18 protein-coding genes are annotated in these 22,550 nt (G+C 68.9%); 12 read left to right on the forward strand and 6 right to left on the reverse strand.

The window, feature by feature from the left end; translation table 11 throughout:
• Positions 1–53 precede the first annotated feature (53 nt).
• Positions 54–755 (forward strand): hypothetical protein, encoded by a 702-nt coding sequence (locus NXI30_16150; protein ID MCR9095754.1) that lies wholly within the window; start codon positions 54–56, stop codon positions 753–755.
• Positions 756–783: 28 nt separating this feature from the next.
• On the opposite strand, the gene NXI30_16155 is transcribed toward NXI30_16150, so the two are convergent.
• The gene (locus NXI30_16155) at positions 784–1,629 is read right to left on the reverse strand and encodes a PhzF family phenazine biosynthesis protein (GenBank protein MCR9095755.1); all 846 of its coding nucleotides are present in this window, start codon (positions 1,627–1,629) and stop codon (positions 784–786) included.
• Between the two features lie 150 nt (positions 1,630–1,779).
• Here NXI30_16155 and NXI30_16160 point away from each other — a divergent pair, with 150 nt between their 5' ends.
• The gene (locus tag NXI30_16160; protein ID MCR9095756.1) at positions 1,780–2,148 is read left to right on the forward strand and encodes a nuclear transport factor 2 family protein; all 369 of its coding nucleotides are present in this window, start codon (positions 1,780–1,782) and stop codon (positions 2,146–2,148) included.
• A gap of 13 nt (positions 2,149–2,161) precedes the next feature.
• Here NXI30_16160 and NXI30_16165 read toward each other — a convergent pair whose 3' ends face one another.
• The 3 genes from NXI30_16165 to NXI30_16175 all read right to left on the reverse strand — a co-directional run bounded on the left by NXI30_16165 (position 2,162) and on the right by NXI30_16175 (position 6,057).
• Entirely contained in the window at positions 2,162–3,178 is a 1,017-nt protein-coding gene (locus tag NXI30_16165; protein ID MCR9095757.1) for an amidohydrolase family protein, read from the reverse strand.
• A 52-nt stretch (positions 3,179–3,230) separates the two neighbouring features.
• Positions 3,231–4,214: an alpha/beta fold hydrolase gene (locus NXI30_16170; protein MCR9095758.1), complete on the reverse strand. Its 984-nt coding sequence runs from the start codon at positions 4,212–4,214 to the stop codon at positions 3,231–3,233.
• A 229-nt stretch (positions 4,215–4,443) separates the two neighbouring features.
• The gene (locus NXI30_16175) at positions 4,444–6,057 is read right to left on the reverse strand and encodes a hypothetical protein (protein MCR9095759.1); all 1,614 of its coding nucleotides are present in this window, start codon (positions 6,055–6,057) and stop codon (positions 4,444–4,446) included.
• A 358-nt stretch (positions 6,058–6,415) separates the two neighbouring features.
• On the opposite strand from NXI30_16175, the gene NXI30_16180 reads away from it, so the two are divergent.
• From NXI30_16180 to NXI30_16200, 5 genes are all read left to right on the forward strand, one after another.
• The gene (locus tag NXI30_16180; protein MCR9095760.1) at positions 6,416–6,649 is read left to right on the forward strand and encodes an amphi-Trp domain-containing protein; all 234 of its coding nucleotides are present in this window, start codon (positions 6,416–6,418) and stop codon (positions 6,647–6,649) included.
• A gap of 21 nt (positions 6,650–6,670) precedes the next feature.
• A complete protein-coding gene (locus NXI30_16185; GenBank protein MCR9095761.1) occupies positions 6,671–7,426 on the forward strand; it encodes an SDR family oxidoreductase in 756 nt (251 codons plus the stop codon).
• 82 nt (positions 7,427–7,508) lie between these two features.
• A complete protein-coding gene (locus NXI30_16190; GenBank protein MCR9095762.1) occupies positions 7,509–12,137 on the forward strand; it encodes a DEAD/DEAH box helicase in 4,629 nt (1,542 codons plus the stop codon).
• A 33-nt stretch (positions 12,138–12,170) separates the two neighbouring features.
• Positions 12,171–13,022, forward strand: coding sequence for a formamidopyrimidine DNA glycosylase (locus tag NXI30_16195; protein ID MCR9095763.1), 852 nt, complete (start codon positions 12,171–12,173; stop codon positions 13,020–13,022).
• A 66-nt stretch (positions 13,023–13,088) separates the two neighbouring features.
• On the forward strand, positions 13,089–13,805 hold the full coding sequence (locus tag NXI30_16200; GenBank protein ID MCR9095764.1) for a glutathione S-transferase family protein: 717 nt from the start codon (positions 13,089–13,091) through the stop codon (positions 13,803–13,805).
• 70 nt (positions 13,806–13,875) lie between these two features.
• Here the strand turns inward: NXI30_16200 and NXI30_16205 are convergent, their stop codons facing one another.
• Positions 13,876–14,466, reverse strand: a complete 591-nt coding sequence (locus NXI30_16205; protein MCR9095765.1) for a TetR/AcrR family transcriptional regulator — start codon at positions 14,464–14,466, stop codon at positions 13,876–13,878.
• A 111-nt stretch (positions 14,467–14,577) separates the two neighbouring features.
• Between NXI30_16205 and NXI30_16210 the strand changes: the two genes are divergently transcribed.
• Both NXI30_16210 and NXI30_16215 read left to right on the forward strand, forming a co-directional pair.
• Positions 14,578–15,018, forward strand: a complete 441-nt coding sequence (locus tag NXI30_16210) for an MAPEG family protein (GenBank protein MCR9095766.1) — start codon at positions 14,578–14,580, stop codon at positions 15,016–15,018.
• A 59-nt stretch (positions 15,019–15,077) separates the two neighbouring features.
• Entirely contained in the window at positions 15,078–15,383 is a 306-nt protein-coding gene (locus tag NXI30_16215; GenBank protein ID MCR9095767.1) for an antibiotic biosynthesis monooxygenase, read from the forward strand.
• Positions 15,384–15,541: 158 nt separating this feature from the next.
• Here NXI30_16215 and NXI30_16220 read toward each other — a convergent pair whose 3' ends face one another.
• The gene (locus tag NXI30_16220) at positions 15,542–16,840 is read right to left on the reverse strand and encodes a cation:proton antiporter (protein ID MCR9095768.1); all 1,299 of its coding nucleotides are present in this window, start codon (positions 16,838–16,840) and stop codon (positions 15,542–15,544) included.
• 115 nt (positions 16,841–16,955) lie between these two features.
• On the opposite strand from NXI30_16220, the gene NXI30_16225 reads away from it, so the two are divergent.
• From NXI30_16225 to NXI30_16235, 3 genes are all read left to right on the forward strand, one after another.
• Positions 16,956–17,813, forward strand: coding sequence for a universal stress protein (locus NXI30_16225; GenBank protein ID MCR9095769.1), 858 nt, complete (start codon positions 16,956–16,958; stop codon positions 17,811–17,813).
• Positions 17,814–18,185: 372 nt separating this feature from the next.
• A complete protein-coding gene (locus NXI30_16230; protein MCR9095770.1) occupies positions 18,186–19,349 on the forward strand; it encodes an efflux RND transporter periplasmic adaptor subunit in 1,164 nt (387 codons plus the stop codon).
• A 3-nt stretch (positions 19,350–19,352) separates the two neighbouring features.
• Positions 19,353–22,550, forward strand: a complete 3,198-nt coding sequence (locus tag NXI30_16235) for a multidrug efflux RND transporter permease subunit (protein ID MCR9095771.1) — start codon at positions 19,353–19,355, stop codon at positions 22,548–22,550.

The raw sequence follows: 22,550 nt of genomic DNA on the forward strand, positions 1-22,550 counted from the left end.
CGAACGAGGCATCGTCCTGGCGTGACCCGAGGCGGCCAACCGACAAGGAACGAATGGAGAAGCTCGCCTACGTATTGAAGAAGGACCCCGACCAGCGTGGCGACTGCTTCGCGGACGCCCTGCTCGGCTCGGTCGGGCCCGTGCTCGTGCGGAACGAGCGCGTGCGCGGGCTGACGATCGAGATTCCGGATCTCGCGGACGACCGTCGCGTCACGCCCGAGCATCTCACGGGACGGGGGCGCGAGATCGGCGGGGTCGTATTCGCGTGGCTCGGCAGCGTCGACGATCGGCACGTGATCGAGGAGACGCTCGCGACGATCGAAGCGGAGATCGCCGGGTATCTGGTGACCGAGTCGATGGTCCAACCCTACGCGGCGCGCGATTGGCCGGACGGCGAGAGGAGCCCGGGCGTCACCCAGTTCGTGACGTTTCCGCAGCCCGACGCGCTCTCCGACGAAGCCTTCTTCGCGCGTTGGCACGACCGGATCACGCCGATGTCGTTCGAGCTCCATCCGACCCGCACGCGATACGTCCGGAACGTCGTCGTACGGCGGCTCACCCCGGACGCACCGCCCTGGCGAGGCATCGTCTCGGAGCGTTGGGGGAGCCTCGACGAGTGGCTCGACCCGGAGCAGCTCTATTCCTCGCCCGCGCTGTTCAGCGAGATGCAGGCCGTCGGATTCGCCGAGCCCGAGGCGGTGAGCCTCAGCCTGATGAGCGAGTGGATCCTGAAGAGCGGGGGTCGCCTCGACTGAGTCGCCCGGGAGCCGAATCGGGGCGGCCTCAGGTGGAGAGAGGCAGCGACGCGCTCGCGGCGATCGTCGCGACGCGACCGCCCACCCAGACGTGGCCGTCCGCATCGCGGGAGCAATGGACACGGCCGTCCGCTCCGACGCGACGTCCCTGCGCAGCGACATAGGCGCCTTCCGCCCGTCCGCTGGCGAAAAGGTGCACGGCGACACCTGCATTGAAGCTGCCCGTCACGGGGTCTTCGACGAGCTGTCCGCGCTGATTCGCGAAGAAGGCGCGGATCTCCCAGTCGACCGCCTCCCCGGCCGGATGGGGCCCCGCCAATCCGACGTCGGTACCGGAAGGTGCATTCGCCACCGGCTCGGCGGTCAACACGTCGTCCGCGGAACGCAGTCGCAGCAGCTTCCATTCCGGCCCGTTGGCGACGTGAACCGCCTCCACCACGGCCTCGCGTTCGACGCCGACGACGCGCAGCGCCTCGACGAGTTCCGCTTCTTCGAGCGGTCCCGTCCGCACCAGCTCCGGCGCACGGAACGACAGGCGCTCGTCCTGCGGCCGGATCTCGACCCGCCCGATCCCGCATTCCTGGACGATCCGACCGCCGTCCTTCGGCCGCCCACCCGCCTGAAGCCAGGCGTGGCAGCTTCCCAGCGTCGGATGCCCGGCGAAGGGCAATTCGCCCGCCGGGTAGAAGATTCGCACGCGATAGTCCGCGGCCGCGTCCGTGGGCTCGAGCAGGAAGGTCGTCTCGGAGAAGCCGAGCCACTGGGTGAGCTCCAACATCTGGGCGTCGCTCAGCCCCTCGCCACCGCGCACGACGCCGAGCGGATTGCCCTTCAGTGGACTGCAGCCGAACACGTCGACCAGATCGAGCTTCATGGTTTCCTTCCGCTGATCCGAAGCGCGGCCAATCGTACCTCCGCGTAGGGACCACGGCGACTTCGAGCGCGGGCCTCGTCGCGACTTCGCGTCTGCCGGTCTTCTCGACTAGCCTCAGCGGTCGCCCACGCGCGAACGAGGACGCAAGACATGTCCAGCCACACCGATCTGATCGTCGAGTTCTGCACAGCCTGGTCGCGCCTCGATCCCAGCGAGCTCGCCGGCTACTTCACCGAGGACGGCATCTACCACAACATGCCCGCCGGCCCGATCCAGGGGCGGGCCGAGGTCGAACGATTCATTCGCGGCTTCACGGCTTCGTGGACGAAGACCACCTGGGACGTGCTGAACGTCATGGAGAAGGGCAATGTCGTGATCGCAGAGCGACTCGACCGGACCGAGGCCGGCGACAAGAAGGTCGATCTCCCGTGCACCGGCGTCTTCGAGATCCGCGACGGGAAGATCGCCGTCTGGCGCGACTACTTCGACATGGGGACCTACGCGCGCGGGATGGGGTGAGGCGCGGCGACGCTCAGACCGCCGTCAGTCCGTAGACCCGCATCGCGGTCCCGCGGAAGAGCGCTTCCTTCTCCTCGTCGCCGTAGCGACTCGCGATCTTCTTGAACGCGTTCCACAGCACCGGATAGGAGATCGAGAGCCGGTCGACCGGGAAGTTGCTCTCGAACATGCAGCGGTCCGGCCCGAAGACGTCGATCGCCGTGTGGTAGTAGCGCTCCTGCGCCGCGACCAGCTCGTCCGACGTCGGGGGCCGCTCGCCCCGCTCGAAGCCGAAGCCCGACCACGGCATCGCCATCCCGCCGAGCTTCATGTGGACATTGCTGCAGTCGCGCAGCGTCTCGAGGCCGCTCTTCCAGACCTCGAACACTTCGTCTCTCCGCCCCTTGTACGGACCCGTACCGAGAGGCGTGCCGAGGTGGTCGAGCACCATCGTGGTCTCGGGGAAGGCCCGCGCGAGATCCGCATAGAAATGGTTCTGCGTGTGGTAGTGGTAGCCGTCGAAGGAGAGGCCGAGCGGCGCGAGCTGGGCGAATCCCTCGCGGAACGCAGCGTCGCCGTAGAGGTTCGGCCCGGTGGCCCGCTCCGCGGTGTGGATGTCCTCGGACGCGTCGTAGATCGCGGCGTCGCGGATCCCCCGGAAGAGCGGCGAGGCTTCCTTGTGCGCCTCGAGCACCTCCCGGACCTTCTCGCCGAGGCAGAGGTTCGCCGTCCCCACGATGGCCCCGATGCGTGCTCTGCCGGCGGGCGCCCTCGCCGTCTCGGCGGCGATCCCGGCGACCCACTCCGTCTCGCCCACGACGGCGAGGTCCTCCGACGTGCCCGGTCGATAGTGCTCCATGCACTCGATGAAGACCGTCTGCTCCACGTTGTGGCCGCGCGTATCGGACCAGAGCGCCTCGAGGTCGTAGCTCGGGAACATCTCCATCGTGTCGAAGAAGTGATGATGCGGATCGACGATGGGCCGATCGGGCTCGAGCACTTCCTCGGATACGGAAGCGAGCCATTCCTCACGAAAGACGATCTTCTCCATCCTTCAATCCTCCTGGGCCCGACGTCGAGACGTCAGGCCGTGGTGATAGAGCCTACACCCGGTCGAGAAAGACACGAAGACATCGGTCGTGCCACGGCGCGCGCTCCCCTCGCGCGTGGAAGCCGACGTGGCCACCGCCGCGTGGCAGGAGTGCCTCCAGCCGGGGTGATCCGGACCACGCGTACTCCGTATACATCGTCGACGGGATCCAGGGGTCGTCGAGCGCGTGCATGAGGAGCGTTGGAACCCGGATCTCGCCGAGGAACTGCCTCGCGTGGTTCCTCGCGTAGTAATCCCTCGCGTCGGCGAAGCCGTTGCGCGGAGCGACGACGTGTTCATCGAAATCGAGGATGGTCCGGACACGCTCGAGGGTCTCCGCCTCGGCCGGGTCGAGGCCACCGGGCGTCGATCGCATCTCCTGCTTCATCCCCCCGAGCAGATGCGCGTGGTAGACGCGATTGCGCGCGTCCAGGAATCGAAGCGAGGCGGCCTCCAGGTCGATCGGCGCCGAAACGGACACGGCGCCCCGGACGCCGCCGAACTCAGCCGCGAATTTCAGCACCATGTTGCCGCCGAGGGAGTAGCCCACGACGACCACACCGTTTCGGGTGAGTTCCGTCGGAAGCGCCGCGACGGCATCGTGCAGATCCCGGCTGCGTCCGGCGTGATACTGCGCCTGGCAATGGACGCGACTCTCGCCGGCGCCGCGAAGATTCAGCTGCAGAACGGGGTAGCCGAACTCGAGGAGGTCGGCGGTCGTCGTCTGGATGTACGCGCTGTCGGAGGTTCCGCCGAGCCCGTGCACGAGAACGACGAGGGGGGCGTCGCTTCGATGAGCGGGACGCGGCTCCGCCGCCAGGTGGTGGGCGACGAGTCGGTCTCCGCTCTCGTCGCACATAGGGAGCTCGAGCGTCGTCCGCTCGGCCTCGGGGGTCACGACGAGCGCGGGGCCGCGGAGGACGTTTCGAAGCGTCTGGAGGTCCGGCCCCCGCCACGGAAACCGGGGCTCGAAATCGGGATAGGTGGAGGAAGGCATGGCTTCGGGCTCGACCTCAGCCTACCACGGAGAGGCGCGCTCGAACCGGGGCCGAAGCCCCGGCGAGTTGGCCGATACCGTCGCGTCCGGCGCGTCACCGATCGAAGCAGTCCCGCCAGCCCGTGACTTTGCGGAATGATCGGCTTCGAAGATCGTCCGCGCCGGCAGCGCGATGCGACCGGCGGCCGTCTCGACGTGGGTCATGCGCTCGACACAGTCCCGCGTCCCGTCAGGCCCGCTCGCGGGCCCGACCGACCGTGCAGCGCCCTCCCCGCTCCGGCCAGAGGACCTGGACCCGACCGGGATCGACGCCCTTCCGTTCCAGGTAGCGGCGAAGCTCGGCCCGGATCTCGGCTTCGCTTCGGGTCTCCCGGATCTGGACGTCGAAGAGCGTCCAGTCGATCGGAAAGGCTCCGCCGACGAAGTTGACGGTCGGCTTCCCCGCCTGCTGGGCGACGCGCAGCGCCTGCAGGTTGTCGCCGTGGTTGCCGGTCAGATGGAAGGCGTCGGCAGCGGGGTCGATCCGCGCGACGAGCGCGTCGACCTCACACTGCCACCGGGCCTTGTCGAATCCCGGCATCACCCGCGCCTGTTCGACCAGACAGAGCACGCCGATCGCGACGAGACCGGCCGTACGACGTGCCGATCTCCGATCACGGCCGAGCGTCGACGCCGATTCGTCCACTCGGCCCGAGACGAAACGGGCGACGGCGAACGCGGCGGGGATCGTCAGGAACAGACCGAGGCGACTGACCGCGCGGACCGCGCCGAGTCCCGGGATCGTGTAGTACCAGAGACGCCAGAGTCGGATCTCGAAGGGGAACATCGTCAAGGCCACGACCAGCACGACGACGACGAGCGCGACGAAGCGCGTCGTCGGCGCGTCGCGGGCGCGCCAAGCGACGAAGGCGACGACGCTCGTCGTGACGATTCCCAGGCCGATCGCCTGCTCGTGGGGCTCCGGGATCCAGGCGAAGGGCGGGAGCGAGGCCGTCCAGCCGTAGAAGACGCTCTCGGGGCCCATCGAGAAATAGGAGGCGAGTCGCGGGAGCCGAAGCTCGCCCGCACCGACGCCGACGCGCTGGCTGATCGCCCGTGCTTCGAGGTACCGGATCGCAAGGGGGGCCAGCGCCAGGGCCGAGGTGGCGAGTCCGACGCCGAGGGGCACGCGGTTCCGGCGTAGTCGATCCAGCAGGTCCGGGCGGGTCGCCGATCGCGCGAGTCCGATCGCGAGCGCCACGCCGGAAACGAGCACCACGAAGTAGCCGAGATAGAAGCTCCCCCAGAGCTGCAGGCAGAGACAGGCGAGAAAGACGGCGATCGCGGTCGGCTCCGCCCTCGACGATCCGGCCCGGTCCGCCGTCTCGGGCGTCGTCTCGCAGAAGGTCAGCGCGGCCCCCAGTGCGCCGAGCACGAAGACCTGCGGGAGCAGCTGCGGATGACCGAGATGGGCCATCAGCGCGCTCGAGAACGCGAAGACCCCGGCCCCCAGACCCGCGCCCAGCGGCGTCGACGCGCCGAAGCGACGCAGCAGGACGAACATCGCCGCGTAGTTGGCGATCGCGACCGACAGGTAGAAGAGCTGGAGTGCCGTCTCCGGGTCGGCGCCCAACGCGCGCCAGGTCGAATAGAAGGGGGCGAAGGAGATCATCACGTCGCCGTGGGCGAGCGCGCCCGCGCGCGGAAACCCGATCGGGGGCGACCAGAACGCCGGCGCCGACGCGCCTCCGGAGAGCCAGAGCCAGCCGTGCTCGAGGAGCGTCAGGAAGTGGATCGTGTCGCCGCGATCCCCCGGCACGATCGCGAACCCGGACACGAACACGGGATGGAAGGCGAGCAGCACGCCCAGGACGGCGCAGCCGACGAAGGGAAGGATCGTTCGTCCGCGCAGAACCTTCTCCTCGCATGGGGCCGCGCCCGGTCGGACGGGGGGTTACGCGCTCGCGGCTCCAGTCCACGCCTTCGCGATGACCGGCCGCGCCGTACGGGCCAGGATACGCTCCGCCGAAGCGACTCGAAAGGCAGCGGGAATCGGCCCGGGTTCGCCGAGGGCCGACGTACGCCTTCGTTCGCGCGGACCGCCTCGACCGCCTCGACCGCGTCGGGGCGCGCGCAGGCGCGCCCGAGGAAGGACCGAGCCGTGCATTGCGCTCCACGGGGGATAAGCTGCCTTCGACACCCGAGATCGAGAGGGGAGCACGATGCCCGCAAGAACACGTCGAGGCCGACGAGACGTCGAGAAGATCGTCTCCCGCAAGGCCTTCGCGAACAAGCTGCGCCGCCTGGCCGATGCGCTCGAGAACGGGGATCGCTATCGCCTCCAGATCGCCGGCGAGCGCATCTCGGTCCCGCCCGACGCCGAGATCACGCTCGAGCACGAGCGCGGTCGCGAAGAGGAGGAGATCGAGTTCCAGCTCCGCTGGAAGCTCGACTGAAATGGCGGCGGGAGGTCGGCGATGACCCGGGTCGCCCTGGTGCAGGGGGCGAGCCGCGGGCTCGGGCTCGCCTTCGTGCGAGCCCTGCTCGAACGGCCCGACGTCGATCGCGTCGTGGCGACGTCCCGCGCGCCAGATCGGAGCGAGGCGCTCGCCACGCTCGGCGAAACACACGGCGCCGCGCTCGATCTCTTGGCGCTCGACGTACGCGACGAAGCCTCGATCGCGCTCGCGGCCTCGACGCTCACGGATCGGGGGATCGAGCGCCTCCACACCCTCGTCAACTGCGCCGGGGTCCTCCACGAAGGCGCCGCACTCGGCCCGGAGAAGCGCCTCGAAGCAATCGATCCCGATCGGTTGAGGACCGTCTTCGAGGTGAACGCCTTCGGCCCGATCCTGGTGGCCAAGCATCTCCTGCCGAAGCTCCGGCACGACGAGCGGGCGGTGATCGCGAACCTCTCCGCCCGCGTCGGCAGCATCGAGGACAACCGCCTCGGCGGCTGGTACGCCTACCGCGCGTCCAAGAGCGCGCAGAACATGTTCACCCGCACCCTCGCGATCGAGCTGCGTCGCCGCGCCACGAACGTCATCTGTCTCGCCCTCCATCCGGGCACCGTCGACACCGACCTCTCCCGGCCCTTCCAGGGCGGCGTGCCCCCCGAGAAGCGCTTCGCCCCCGAGCGGGCCGCCGCGCAGCTCCTCGCCGTGATGGACGGCGCGACCCCGGAGGACTCCGGCGGATTCTTCGCCTGGGACGGCGCGCCCATTCCCTTCTAGCCCGGCGGGACCGCGCGAAGGGATCGGATCTCGGTGCGAAGGACGCACGCCGGGGCGGGAAGGTGGATCGTATACTCGGGGCATGGCGCTTCCCGAGATCGGCCTGAGCCCCGCCGCGAAGAAGTGGTTCGAGACCCACTTCGAGGCGCCGACCCCCGTCCAGCAGGAGGGTTGGCCTCGAATCGCCGCCGGCGAACACGCGCTCCTGATCGCGCCCACCGGGAGCGGCAAGACCCTCGCCGCCTTCTTCTACACGCTCGACCGCCTCGCGCAGCGCCCGCCCGACGAAGAGGAGACCCCCGGCGTCCGGGTGCTCTACGTCTCGCCGCTCAAGGCACTCGTCTACGACATCGAGCGCAACCTCCGCGCGCCCCTCGCCGGCATCGCGCGAACGGCCGAAGCGCTCGGCCTGCCCTTCCGCGCGCCCCGCGTCGCGATCCGGACCGGCGACACGTCCCAGAAGGAGCGCCGGGTCCAGCTCCGCGATCCCTCCGAGATCCTCGTGACCACGCCGGAGTCGCTCTATCTGCTGCTCTCGTCGAAAGCGCGAGAGGCGCTGCGTACGGTCGACACGGTGATCGTCGACGAGATCCACGCCCTCGCGCCGACCAAGCGGGGTGCCCATCTCGCGCTCTCCCTCGAACGACTCGCGGCGGGGGTGACCGGCGACGACCCGACGCGAATCGGTCTCTCCGCGACGGCGCGCCCCCTCGAGGAGATCGCGCGCTTCCTCGGCGGGGATCGACCGGTCTCGATCGTCGACACGAGCCGACCGCCGAGGCTCGACCTCCGGATCTCGGTGCCCGTTCCCGACATGACGCGCCCCGACCAGGTCCCTGTTCCGACGGCGCCGGGTCCGAGCCTCGCGGAAGACGCACCCGATCCCGAGGACCTCGACCGGGAAGAGCACGCCGACGCACCGGAGGGCGACGAAGACTGGACCGACGACGAGATCGCGGAAGAAGAAGGCGTCGCTCCGCCGCGACGCGAGAGCGGCTCGATCCTGGCGGCACTCCGCGAGCGCGACACGCCGCCTCCGGTCACGAGTCTCTGGCCCACGCTCTACCCTCGCCTGCTCGAGGCGATCCGCGCCCACCGCAGCTCGATCGTCTTCGTGAACAGTCGCGGACTCTGCGAGAAGCTCGCCCAACGTCTGAACGAGCTCGCGGAAGAAGAGCTCGTCCGCGCCCATCACGGGAGCATCGCCCACGACCAGCGCCTGCAGATCGAGGAGTCGCTCAAAGCGGGCACGCTCCGCGCGATCGTCGCCACCAGCTCCCTCGAGCTGGGCATCGACATGGGCGCGGTCGACCTCGTGCTGCTCGTCGAGTCGCCCGGGTCCGTCTCCCGCGGACTCCAACGCATCGGACGCGCCGGGCATTCCGTGGGCGAGACCAGTCAGGGCCTGCTCTTCCCGAAGCACCGCGGCGACCTGCTCGAAGCCACCGTCGTCGCCGAAGGGATGCGGCGGGGCGAGGTCGAACCGATTCGCGTCCCGCGCAATCCCCTCGACGTGCTCGCCCAACAGATCGTCGCGATCGCGTCCCAGGAAGCGATCGACGTCGAGTCGCTCTACGCGTTGATCCAGCGCGCGGCCAACTACCGCGAGCTCTCGCGCGAGATCCTCGGCGGCGTGCTCGACATGCTGGCCGGGCGCTATCCCTCCACCGACTTCGCCGAGCTGAAGCCGCGCCTGGTCTGGGATCGCGAGCGCGACACCCTCGAAGGTCGACGCGGCGCCGGGCGACTCGCGATCCTTTCGGGTGGCACGATCCCGGATCGCGGGCTCTACGCCGTCTACATGGGAACGGGCGGACCGCGCATCGGCGAGCTCGACGAGGAGATGGTCCACGAGACGCGACCGGGCGAGACAATCACGCTGGGGGCCTCGACCTGGCGCGTCACCGAAATCACCCGCGACCGCGTGATCGTGGTGCCCGCCCCGGGCGAGCCGGGCAAGCTGCCCTTCTGGCGGGGCGAGGGCCCGGGGCGACCGCTGGAGCTCGGACGGCGACTCGGCGAGTTCACCCGCGAGCTCGGCACGCGGTTGCAGGCCCCCCCAACCCTCTCGGAGGGACGGGCCGACGCCGACGCCTGGCTGCAAGCCGAGCACGGCCTCGACGAGTGGGCCGCGCGAAACCTCCTCGACTACGTGATCGAGCAGCAGGAGTCGACCGGCGGCCTCCCCTCCGACCGCTCGATCACCGTCGAACGATTCCGCGACGAGCTCGGGGATTGGCGCGTGTGCATCCTCTCCCCCTTCGGTGCCCGGCTCCACGCCCCCTGGGCCCTCGCCATCGAGGCCCGGCTTGGAGAAGAGGCGGGCTTCGAGGTCCAGGCGCTCTGGAGCGACGACGGGATCGTCCTCCGCTTCGCCGACGCGGAAAAGACGCCGTCCCTCGACTGGCTGCTGCCCGATCCGGAGACCGTCGAGGAGAGCGTCGTCGAGCAGCTCGCGCGGTCTTCGCTCTTCGCGGCGCAGTTCCGGGAGAACGCGGCGCGCGCGCTGCTCCTCCCGCGACGCCGCCCGGGTGCGCGGACGCCCCTCTGGACCCAGCGCCTGCGCGCCCAGAACCTGCTGGCGGTCGCTCAGGCCTTTCCTTCGTTCCCGATCATGCTCGAGACCTATCGCGCATGCCTGCAGGACGTGTTCGACCTGCCCGGACTCCGCGAGATCCTCCAGGGCCTGCGCTCACGAACGATCCGGGTCGACGACGTCGAGACACGCACCGCGTCGCCCTTCGCGCGTTCCCTCGTCTTCGCCTACACCGCGACCTACCTCTACCAGGGCGACGTCCCCGTCGCCGAACGGCGCGCGCAGGCGCTCTCGCTCGATCGACACATGCTGCGCGAGCTGCTCGGGGAGGAGGAGCTCCGGGATCTCCTCGACGAAGGGGTGATCGACGCGCTCGTCGCGACGCTGCAGGGGCGGACCGAGGCGATGCAGGCGCGGCATCCCGACGGGGTCGAGGACCTTCTGCGCCGGCTCGGTGATCTCACGTCGGAAGAAGTCGCGGCGCGAAGTGCGGAGCCCGCATCGGCGGCGGCCTGGCTCGAGGAGCTCGCGGCGGGGCGGCGGGCGGTCGCCATGACCATCGGCGACGAGACGCGGTGGATCGCCGCCGAAGACGCGGCGCTCTACCGCGATGCGCTCGGCTCCGTGCCGCCTCCGGGTCTGCCGGCGGCCTTCCTCGAACCGGTCGAGCATCCCTTCGAACAGCTGGTCCTGCGTTGGGCGCGCCACCACGGCCCCTTCGTGACCGCGACCCTCGCCGAGCGCTACGCCCTCCTTCCCACCCAGCTCGAGCCCGTCCTGGCCGGGCTCGAGAAGGACGGGCGGCTGCTGTCCGGCGAGTTCCATCCGCGCGGACTGCAGCGGGAGTGGTGTGATCCCGAGGTCCTGCGGCGGCTGCGTCGCCATACCCTCGCCAAGCTGCGCGACGAAGTGACGCCGGTCGAGGGGCCGGCGCTCGGTCGCTTCCTCGTCGAATGGCACGGACTCGACCGGCCGCGTCGCGGCGAGTCCCGACTCGACGAAGTGCTCGATCAGCTGGAAGGCCTCCCCGTCTCCTTCGCGGAGCTCGAGGGGGCGATCCTCCCGGCACGCGTCGCCAACTACGACCCGCGCATGCTCGACGAGCTCGGCGCCCTCGGCCAGTGGGTCTGGGTCGGTCGTGGTTCGCTCGGCGATCGCGACGGCCGGGTCGCGTTCTATCGGCGCGAGCGCGTCGGCCTCCTCTTCTCGGAACCCGAGCTGCCGGACGAGGCGAGCGAGCTCCACCATCGATTGCTCGAGCTGCTCGGGGAACGCGGGGCGACCTTCTTCACCGAGCTCTTCCAGGCGAGCGGCGAGCGCGAGCAGAAGCCGCTCTTCGACACGCTCTGGGACCTCGTCTGGTGGGGGCACGTCACCAACGACACCTTCGCGCCCCTGCGCGCGCTCGGCCGCAAGAGCGCGCCGCGTCGCCGCCCGGGTCGCCGCGCTCCGCCGTCGGCTTCGGCCGGACGCTGGAGCCGCGTCTCGACGCTGATCGCGAAGGAGCTGGACGACACCACGCGCGCCCACGCCCGCGCGAGCGCGCTCCTCGACCGGTACGGCGTGCTGAGCCGCGATGCGCTCGCGATCGAGGACCTGCCGCAGGGCTGGAGCGGTCTCTACCCCGTCCTGAAGGCGATGGAGGAGTCGGGCCGAATCCGGCGCGGCCACTTCGTCGACGGATTCTCGGGCGCGCAGTTCGCCTACGTCGCCTGCGTCGATCGACTCAGGGCCGTCCGGGAAGAGACTCAGGACCGTCATGCCATCACGCTCGCGGCGACCGATCCAGCGAACCCCTACGGTGCGCTGCTTCCGTGGCCCGAGCCGACCAGCGACGCGGCGCGGCCGCGACGGGCGGCGGGCGCGCGCGTCGTCCTCGTGGACGGCGAGCCGGTGCTGTACACGGATCGGAACGCGCGCCGCGTCTGGACCTTTCCGACCGCCGAGCCCGCTCGTCGCGCCGACGGCCTCACCCGCGCGGCGCGGGCGCTTGGCCGCGGCGGGCGATCGTTTCCCCGCGGCGGGCTCCGGATCGAGCAGATCGACGGCGAGTCCGCCCACGAAGCCGAGGGCGCGACGGCCTTCGTCCAGGCGGGCTATCGACGGAGCTACAAGGGCCTCGAGCTCGAGCGGGCCTTCGAGGGGCCGGGCGACGCAAGGGGCGAAGACGAGTGAAACCTGCGGCCGACGACGACCACGGAGAAACGGGTGCCCGAGGGCGATACCGTCCATAAGATCGCCGCGCGGTTCCGCAGCACGATCGAAGGCCGTCGCCTCGAATCGCTCTGGCTCTCGGATCGCGGCCCGGTCGAGGACCTCGAGGGCGCCCGGCTGGCGGACGTGTCTGCCGTCGGCAAACACCTGGTGATCGCGCTCGGCTCGCGCGATGACGTCCCCCACGAGACCGTGGCGAGCTGGTACCTCCACGTCCATCTGGGCATGTGGGGCCGTTGGCATCGCTACGCGCCCGGGGACCGCTGGTCGCGGGCGCCTTCCGACGCGCGGATCCGGCTGGGCGTCGACGGCGCCGAGTGGGTCTGCTTCCGCGCCGCCCGTGCGGAGCTGCTCCGCCGGGTCGATCTCGAGACCCATCCCTCGATCACGCATCTCGGGCCCGACCTGCTCGACCACCGTTTCGATCTGGCACGGATCATCGCGCGCGCGGAGGCCGCGGAGAACGAGACGGTCTCCGATCTCCTGCTCGACCAACGCGTCGCCTGCGGGATCGGCAACGTCTACCGCAACGAGACCCTCTTCCTCGAGAGTCTCTCTCCGGCGACGCCGGTCACGGCGTTGGATCGCGAGACGCTCCGTCGACTCTATCGCCGGGCGAGGACGCTCATGCGCGCGAATCTCGGCGGCTGGCGGCGAACCACGACGCGCGCCGTTTCGAAGGCGGCGCCGCTTCGGCTCGGCGAGCCGCGGGCCTGGGTCTACGACCGGGCGGAGCGCCCTTGTCTTCGCTGTCGCACGCCGATCCGCTCGGCGCGACTCGGCGACCAGGCGCGCGCGACCTACTGGTGCCCGCGCTGCCAGGACGGGCGATTCCGACTACCGTGACGAGCGCGGGCGGCACGAGAGAAGTGCCTTCCCCATTCGGCGACGGCGCTTCGACGAGGACGATGCATGATCGATTTCTACGGCTACATCACGACCATGACCTGGCGGGCGGGGATCGCGCTCGAGGAGCTCGGCCTCGACTACCGCTACGTCTCGATCAACCTCGGAACGGGAGAGCAACGCGGCCCCGAGCACACGGCTCGGAACCCGATGCAGAAGGTGCCCGTGATCGTCGACGACGATCCGCCTGGCGGCGGCGAACCGGTCTCGGTCTTCGAGTCGGGAGCGATCCTGATGTACCTCGCCGAGAAGACCGGGCGACTCGTCCCGACCGATCCCAGCGATCGCGTGGAGTTCTGGACCTGGTTCTTCTGGGTCATGAACAGCTACGGCCCTGCGCTCAGCTGGCCGGGCGCGATGTTCCACACGGATCCGAAGTACCGGATCCTGAACGAGAAAGAGTATTGCGAAGAGACCTACCAGTTCTTCACGAACTCGAGCATCGAAGCCCACCGCAAGCTCGACCGACGTCTCGAGGGACGCGACTTCATCTGCGACGACTTCTCGATCACGGACATCGCGGCGATCGGCTCGACCGTGCCTCTCCTGCTCCATGGCGTCGACGACGTCGAGTCGCTGCCGAACCTGGCGCGCTGGTACCGGCGGATGCGGGCGCGACCGGCGGTCCAGCGCGGTCTCGCGCTCGGCGAAGAAGCGCGCTCGAACCTGCCCGACTACTACGCGGCGGCGCTCTTCGACGATGGCTGGCAGGGTCGGCGCTAGGCGCTCCGCGCTCGCGACCGGCTCTCTCCTCGGCGACGCGACCCTGCTCGCGCTTCCCCGATCGAGCCGATCACGCCAGCGCGTCGGCTGTCTCCAGCGCCGCCGCGCGGACCTCGTCCGCGAACGCCGAATCCGGCAACGTCCGAGCGAGCACCATCCCCCCGACGCAGAGCGCTGCCAGTGCCCGGGCGCGCTGTCGTCGCGCCGCCGGTCGGACCTTCTTTGCCCGCAGGCTCTGCTCGAAGAGGCCGACCATCGCCTTCAACAGGACCTCGTAGGAGGCTCGCACCTCGGGACCCGCCCGCGCGACGTCGGAGGGAAGCGCGATCATCGGACACTGACCGTCGAGATCGCCGAGATGCTCCGACGAGAGGTAGCTCGCGATCATCCGTCGAGACTCTTCGGGTCCGGGATCTCCGGCATCCACCCCCGCCTCGTCGCGCCATTGCCTGCCGCGACCGGCGAGGAAGCTGATCACGGCCTCTCCGTAGAGATGCTCCTTGCTTCGGAAGTGGTTGTAGAAACCGCCCCGCGTGAGCCCCGCCGACTCCATCACCTGGTCGATCGTGACGCTCTCGAAACCGTGTCGATTGAAGAGCACGCGCGCCGCCTCGACGATCCGGTCCCGGGTCTGCTTCTTGTGTCCCTTGCTGTAGGGCATGCCCTTCTCCCTGCGTTCGCCGTTCGGTGTACCCGAGATTCATTATATGTTCTTTAACATATATAGATCCGACCCATACTTTCGAGGAACCCGCCCTCAGGAGACCTCGTCATGACCGTCCTCGAAGAATCGCTCAGCCTCTCCCCCTACGAGCCTGCGGTCCTCGCCTTCGCGGTGCTGTGCATGGCCGTCATGGTCCAGGCCTTCCTGACGGCGCCGCTCGGATTCCTGAAGGAGGAGCAGGCGCCCGGCATGCCGCTTCGAGGCGACCACGACATGTTCAGCTTTCGCGTCCTGCGGACGTACGCGAATTCGGTCGAGAACCTGCCCGCGTTCGGGTTCTCGCTCCTCCTCGCGATCCTCGTCGGCGTGTCCGCGGCGGCGGTGAATTGGCTGGCGGCCATCCATGTCGCTTCCCGGCTCGCCTTCTGGGCGGTCTACTACAGCGGGGTCGGGAAGGTGGCAGGCGGTCCGCGCACGATCACCTACGTCGCGGGGGCGCTCTCCAACCTCGTGCTGACCGGGATGGTGCTCTACACCCTGGTCAGCTGACGAACCGGAGGCCGCGCATGCCGGGTTTCGCCACCACGAAGAGGACGAGGACGAATCGAATGGACAAGCGAACGATGATGGGCTCCTTCGAGTGCAAGGAAGGCCAGGCCGCGGCGATGGAATCGGTGCTGCGCGAAATGGTGGAGGCCGCGCGAGACGAGCCCGGATGCGAGATCTACTCCTACCACCGGGGAGAAGGCGACACCTTCTGGTTCTTCGCGCTCATGAGCGACGAGGATGCGATGCAGGTCCACGGACAGAGCGAGGCCATGAAGGCGGCGATGGCGGCCTTCATGCCTCTGGTCGCCGGTCCGCCCCGCATGTCGGGGAGCGTGCCGATCGCGGCGATCGGGCTCGACCTCTGACCCGAGCGGCGGAGCGCGGGAGCCCCTCAGCATCCCGTCTTCCGCACTCCGAGCCGTGACAGCGAAGCCGTGCACCCGTCGACGCCAGCGCGGTCGCGGCCCCCGGATCGACTCCGCCAACCGGTCGGCGAACGCCCGAATCCACCGCGGCTGTCCGCTCAGCCCTGGGCGTCGACGGCCTCGCTCGGCTCCGGCCCGATCACCCGCCGCGCCACCGGTGCGATCGTGAGCCCCTGGACCACGATCGAGAAGGCGACGACGGAGATCGCCATCAACAGGAGAGCGTCGTCGTGCCCGGAGTCGGGGATCGTGAGAGCGAGCGCGATCGGGATGCCGCCGCGCAACCCGCCCCAACTGAGAAGCGCGACCATCCCGGGCCGGACGCGCTCGCCCAGGACCGGGAGGACCAGGAGCAGCGACCACACGACGACGAAGCGGACGCCGACGACCGCGGCGACGGTCGCGAGGGTGAACGCGATGATCGTCCCCCAGCCGCCGTTCGGTTCGAGGTGTCCGAGCTCCGTGACCGTGAAACCGACCAGCAGGAACAGGATCGTGTTCAGCAGCGAGTCGTTGATCCGCCAGAAGGTTCGGAATCGAGCCGTCGCACGGCGGTGAGTGTCGCGGTCGTTCACGTGGGCCGTGATGAAGAGGCCGAAGACGACCACCGCGATCGGGCCGCTCATGTGGAACTGCGCGGCCGTCCGCGTGATCGCGAAGATCGAAGCGAAGGAGATGAGGACGAGCAGACCCTCGTCGTCGACCGAGAGGGACATCTTCTGCGCGACCCAGCCGACGGCGATCCCCAGCGCGATCGCGCCGCCGGACTCCCAGAGCACGTCCGTCGCGAGGTCGACGGCGCCGAGCTCTCCGCTCGTGCCGACCGCCACGCCCAACAAGCTGGTGAACGCGAAGATGCCGAGGCCGTCGTTGAAGAGCGACTCACCCGCCAGCACCGCGGTGAAGTCGCTCGGGAGTCGCATTCGCTTCAGCACCTCGAGCACCGCGACGGGATCCGTCGGCGTGATCAGCGCCGCGAAGACGAGCAGCCAGACGAAGGGCGGATCCGAAACGAAGAAGTGGAGCACGCCTTCGAGCGCCAGGGCGATCAGCACGATCGACAGGGGTACGCCGATCACGACGAGCACCGCGATCGCGCGCCAGTGGATCTGCATCGACCGGACGTTCAAGTGGAGAACCCCGCCGAAGAGCAGCATCCCGAGCAGCAGGTCGAGGAGCGTCCGGGCGAAGTCGAGCCGCGTCATGCTGCGATCGATCCAGTCCCCGATCCCGAGCCCGGGCGCGAATCGATTGAGGACGATGAGCGAGAGGGCGCTCGCGAACGCGATCAGGAAGAGGCCGATCGAGTCCGACAGATGAAGCCATCGATGGTTCACGAAGCTGAAGAGCCCAGCCATTACGAGAACGGCGGCGATCTGATCGGCCGGATCGAGCACGGCGGGTCGAGCCTCCGGGAAAAGCCCACGGTGACTGCGCGCGGGCTGTCCCTAGAATAGGCCGTCGGAAGCCGGATCTACGGAACCGAATGACCCGAGACCCCACGGAGCTCCGATGTCCTCTGTTCACCTGTCCGAGTCGTCGCTGCCCACCGTTCGGTCGGTCGCGCACTTCACGGACTTCTCCGACGGGGACGAGGTCGCCTTCGCGCACGCCCTCGCGATCGCGCTCGTGCAAAGGGCGAGCCTGACGATCCTGCACGCGGGGGCGGACCGGGGCGCGGACTGGTCCGGATTTCCGGCCGTGCGCAGCGTCCTGGAGCGATGGAAGCTGCTCGAGCCGGGCTCCCGCCCCTCGGACGTCTTCGAGCGGCTGGGCGTTCGCGTCGAGAAGGCCCTCCTGAAGAAAGAATCGAAGCGGGCGATGCTCACGTACGTCGAAGACGAGCGTCCCGACCTGCTCGTGTTCTCGACCGCGCGACGCAGGGGCTTTCCCGCCTTCCTCCACCCGTCGAAGTCCCAGACGATCGCCCGGCGATCGCGCACCTTGACCCTCTTCGTCGGCGTCGGCGTGCGACCTTTCGTATCGCCCGAAGACGGACACCTCTCGCTCCGCCGGATCCTGGTCCCGATCGACCGGACCCCGGACGCGACCCAGGCGATCGTCGCCGCAACCCGTGCGGCGAGCGGCTACGGCGATCTGCCCGTCGAGATCACGCTGCTCCATGTCGGCGAAGGCACGCTGCCCCCGTACCCGCGTCCGGAGAGCGCAGACTGGATCTGGCGCGACGAGCTTCGTCGGGGCGACATCATCGAGGAGATCCTCGAAGAGGCGGAGGCCAACGAGAGCGACCTGATCGTGACGGCCACCGACGGCCGCAACGGCGTCCTCGACGCGCTCCGGGGCAGCTTCACCGAGCGGATCGTGGCGGGCGCGCCCTGCCCCGTACTCGCCGTCCCCGCACCGACCTGAACCCGCGTGGCCGGCGACGAGACGGACGAGCGTCGACAGGGCACGGACTCTCGAATAATGGCGGGTTCTCTCGCTTCTGGAATGCGGTGGGACGCTCGGGCGGCGCGGTGCCGATCGAGGTCGGGCCGGGCGACGGCGTGCGCGAGCGGAGCCGGTCCCGGCGGAACCTGGGTCGATGGCATGAGCATGCCACGGCGCTAGCTTAACGCCCTTGTCGGACTCTACCGCCGTGGAGTGCCGAAGGAGCCCCCGATGTCCCCCCATCGTCGCCCGGTCCCGCGCACGTCGCGGGGCGCGAGCCCATCTCTTTCGAAGGCGTTTTCGAAGGCATCGTCCGCGGCTCTGCTGTTCGCGGTCGGGCTCGGTTGTCTGGTGGCCTGCGATTCCGCCGCACCCCCCGCGCCGCCGCTCCTGGAGATCCAGGTCGCGCGTGTCGTCCAGCGGGATCAACCGATCGAAATGGTCATGGTGGGCGAGACCCTCGGCTCGGCCGACGTCCCCGTCCGCACGCGCGTCGAGGGCGAGCTCCTGGGGATGCACTTCCTCGAAGGACGCGACGTCGAGCAGAACCAGCTTCTCTACACGATCGACCCCGAGCCCTACGAGGCCAGAGTGGTCGAGGCCGAGGGCGCGCTCGCCGAGGCCATCACCCATCTCGCCAAGGCGAAAGCCGATCTCGATCGGGTCCGACCGCTCGCCGAGCTGAACGCCGTGAGCCAGTCGGACCTGGACAGCGCCGTCGCCCAGTACGAGGCCGCGCTCGGAAGTCGACAGTCCGCGCAGGCCAGGGTCGAGCAGGAGCAGATCCAGCTCGGCTACACGCGCATCCATTCGCCGATCAGCGGTCGGATCGGGATCTCGGAAGCCCAGACAGGCGAGTTCGTCGGGCGCTCCCCGAACCCCGTGGTGCTGAACTTCGTCTCCCAGACCGACCCGATTCGCGTGCGCTTCTCGATCGACGAGCGCACCTACCTTCGCCTGGCGCGGCGCCTGCGCGAGCTGGCGAAGAGCACGGGCGAAGAGTCGAACATGAGCGAGGGGCTCGAGCTGACCCTCGCGGACGGCTCCGTCCATCCCCATCCCGGCTTCGTCGTCGGCGCCGACGCCGCGGTCGACCCGAAGACGGGCACGTTCACCTTCGAGGCCGACTTCGCCAACCCGGAAGCCTTCGTGCTGGCGGGGCAGTTCGCCCGTATCCGGGCGGTCGCCGAGACCCGCGAGGGCGCCCTCCTCGTACCGAGGATCGCGATCAGCGAGCTCCAGGGCGATTTCCGGATCTTCGTCGTCGGCGCGGACGGCCAGGTGGAGATGCGGTCGGTCGAGCTCGGACCGGAGATCGATCGCCTTCGCCTCGTCCGGTCCGGTATCGGCCCCGGAGAGCTCGTGGCCCTCGACTTCATCAAGCTTCGACCCGGCATGACCGTCAAGCCCCGGATCGTGTCGGTCGGGGACGACGGCACGATCGTCGAGGGGACTCCCGGAGAGGCAGGCTCCGCGACTCTCTCCGACGGAGACTCCGCGAAGCAGGCAGGCTGACGCATGGCCGAGTTCTTCGTCCGCCGGCCGATCGTCGCCATGGTCATCGCGATCGTGATCGTGATCATCGGCCTGGTCGCGCTCCAGAGCCTGCCGATCGCCCAGTACCCGGACATCACGCCGCCGATGGTCAACATCACGGCGACCTATACCGGAGCGAACGCCACGAACGTAGAGCAGTCCGTCGCGACCCCGATCGAACAGAAGGTCAACGGGGTCGAGGACATGATCTACATGAAGTCGATCAACGCGAGCGACGGGAAGATGTCGCTCGAGGTGTCCTTCGAGGTCGGAACCGACCTCGACATGGCGAACGTGCTGACGCAGAACCGCGTGTCCGAAGCCCAGGCGATGCTCCCCGACGAGGTGAAGCGCCAGGGCGTCACGGTCAAGAAGAAGCTCTCCTTTCCTCTCCTGCTGATCACGATCGATTCGCCCGGCGGCACCTGGGACGACCGCTTCCTCGCGAACTACACGACGATCAACATCATCGACGAGATCGCCCGGATCCAGGGTGTCGGGCTCGCCGAGGTCTTCGGCGGCAGCTCGACCGAGTACGCCATGCGCGTGTGGGTGCGCCCGGCGGAGCTGGCGAAGCTCGACCTGACGATCTCCGATCTCCAGAACGCGATCCGCGAGCAGAACGTGCTCGTCCCGGCCGGGCAGCTCGGAGGCCCCCCCGCACCGAGAGGCACGGACTTCACCTATACGGTCCAGACCTCGGGGCGCTTCCAGACCGAGGAGGAGTTCGGCTCGGTCGTCGTCCGCTCCAACGACGACGGGTCTCAGGTCCTGCTCCGCGACGTCGCACGGGTCGAGCTCGGCTCGCAGGCCTACATGATGCGCACGCGCACGAACGGCCGGCGCACCGCCGTCATCTCGATCTACCAGCTCCCCGACGCCAACGGTCTCGAGGTCGCCCAGCAGGTCAAGGAGACGATGGCCCGGGTCTCCGAGCGATTCCCGGAGGACATGAACTACCTGATCTCGCTCGACACGACGAAGCCGATCACCGCCGGCATCCGCGAGATCATCGTCACCCTCTTCCAGGCCATCGCCCTCGTCATCCTGGTGGTGTTCATCTTCCTCCAGAACTTCCGATCGACACTGATTCCGTCGCTGACCGTGCCGGTCTCGCTGATCGGCGCGTTCGCCGTCTTCCCCCTTCTCGGTTTCTCCGTCAACACCCTCTCCCTCCTCGGGCTCGTGCTCGCGATCGGCACGGTCGTCGACGACGCGATCGTGGTCGTCGAGGCCGTCTCCACGAAGATGGAGGGGGGACTCTCCCCGAAGCAGGCAACGATCGAGGCGATGCGCGAGGTCTCGGGACCGATCGTGGCGACGTCGCTCGCGCTGATCGCGGTCTTCGTTCCCGTCGCCGCGATGGCGGGGATCACGGGCCGGCTCTATCAGCAGTTCGCGATCACGATCGCGATCTCGGTCGCGATCTCGTCCATCAACGCGCTCACGCTCAGCCCCGCGCTCGCCGCGTCGCTACTCAAGCCGCCTGGCGAGCAGAAGGGCCTCTTCGATCGCTTCTTCGCGAGCTTCAACAAGGGCTTCGACATCGCGACCGAGCGGTTCATGATCCTGACGAGCTTCTTCACGACGAAGCTCGTTCGCGCGGGCGTGCTCGTCGTCGCGCTCGTCGTCGGACTCTTCCTCCTCTTCGCCGTCGTGCCCGGTGGCTTCGTTCCGGAGGAGGACCAGGGCTACGTGCTCGGGGCGCTGATCATGCCGGACGCGGCCTCCCTCGATCGGACCGAAGGGGTCATGAAGGACCTCGAAGCGATCGCGATGGAGAACGACGCGATCGAGAACGTCGTCACGATCGCGGGCTTCAGCCTCGTGTCCCAGACGGTCCAGCCGAACTCGGGCTTCCTCTTCGTCCAGCTCAAGGACTGGTCCGAACGACCGGACGCGGAGGACCACGCCAAGAACGTGATCCGGAAGCTGAACGCCGCTTTCGCGACCCGCCTCAACCAGGGCATTGCCTTCGCCTTCGGCCCGCCCGCCATCCCGGGTCTCGGCACGGGCTCCGGCTTCTCGATGATGCTCCAGGACCGCAGCGGCAACCCGCCCGAGTACCTCGCCGAGCAGGTCCAGAAGTTCACGGCGGCCGCCAGCGCACGACCCGAGATCGATCGCGCTTCGAGCCTCTTCCGATCGAGCGTCCCGCAGGTCTTCCTGGACATCGACGAGGCCAAGGTCCTGAAGCTCGGCGTCCCGCTCGAGGAGGTGAATACCTCGATCGGCGCGTTCCTGGGCGGAGCCTACGTGAACGACTTCAACCGCTTCGGGCGGCTCTATCGCGTCTACATCCAGGCCGAGCCCGAGTATCGGACGGCCGCGGACTCGCTCCGCTTCTTCTACGCGCGCAATCGCGAAGGAGGCATGGTCCCGCTCTCGACCTTCGTCTCGGCGAGCCGCACGCTCGGGGCCGAGTACACCAATCGCTTCAACCTGTTCCGCTCGGCGGAGATCCAGGGCCAGGCCGCCCCGGGCTACAGCTCGGCCGACGCCCTCGCCGCCCTCGAAGAGGTTGCGGACGAGACGCTCCCCGAAGATCTCTCCTACGCCTGGAACGCGATGAGCTTCCAGGAAAAGGCCGCCGAGGGGACGGGCGGCATCGTCTTCGTGATGGCCCTCGTCTTCGTGTTCCTGATCCTGGCGGCCCAATACGAGAGCTGGTCGCTTCCGCTCTCGGTGTTGTTCGGCGTGCCGATCGCGGTCTTCGGCGCGATGGGCGGACTCGCGCTGTCGAGGCTGTTCAGCGAGAGCTACGAGAACAACGTCTTCGCCCAGATCGGGCTCGTGATGTTGATCGGCATGTCCGCGAAGAACGCGATCCTGATCGTCGAGTTCGCGAAGATGGAGGTGGAGTCCGGCAAGGGCCTGGTCGAGGCGGCCATGGAGGCGGCGCGCCAGCGCTTCCGCCCCATCCTGATGACCGCGTTCTCTTTCATCCTCGGCGTCCTTCCTCTCCTGGTCGCGAGCGGGGCTGGCGCCGAGGCCCGCAAGGTCATGGGCATGACGGTCTTCAGCGGCATGCTGGTCGCGACGATCGTCGGCGTGCTCGTCGTCCCCGCGCTCTTCGTCTTCGTCGAGCGGTTCATCTCGCGGAGCGAGGCGTCGATCACGCCCGAAGGCACCGCCGCGACCGCAGCGTCGCCGGCGCCCGAACGTGGCGGGGCGGACTGA

The sequence above is a fragment of the bacterium genome (genome assembly GCA_024742285.1).
Classification (GTDB): Bacteria; Myxococcota_A; UBA9160; order UBA9160; family UBA4427; genus UBA4427.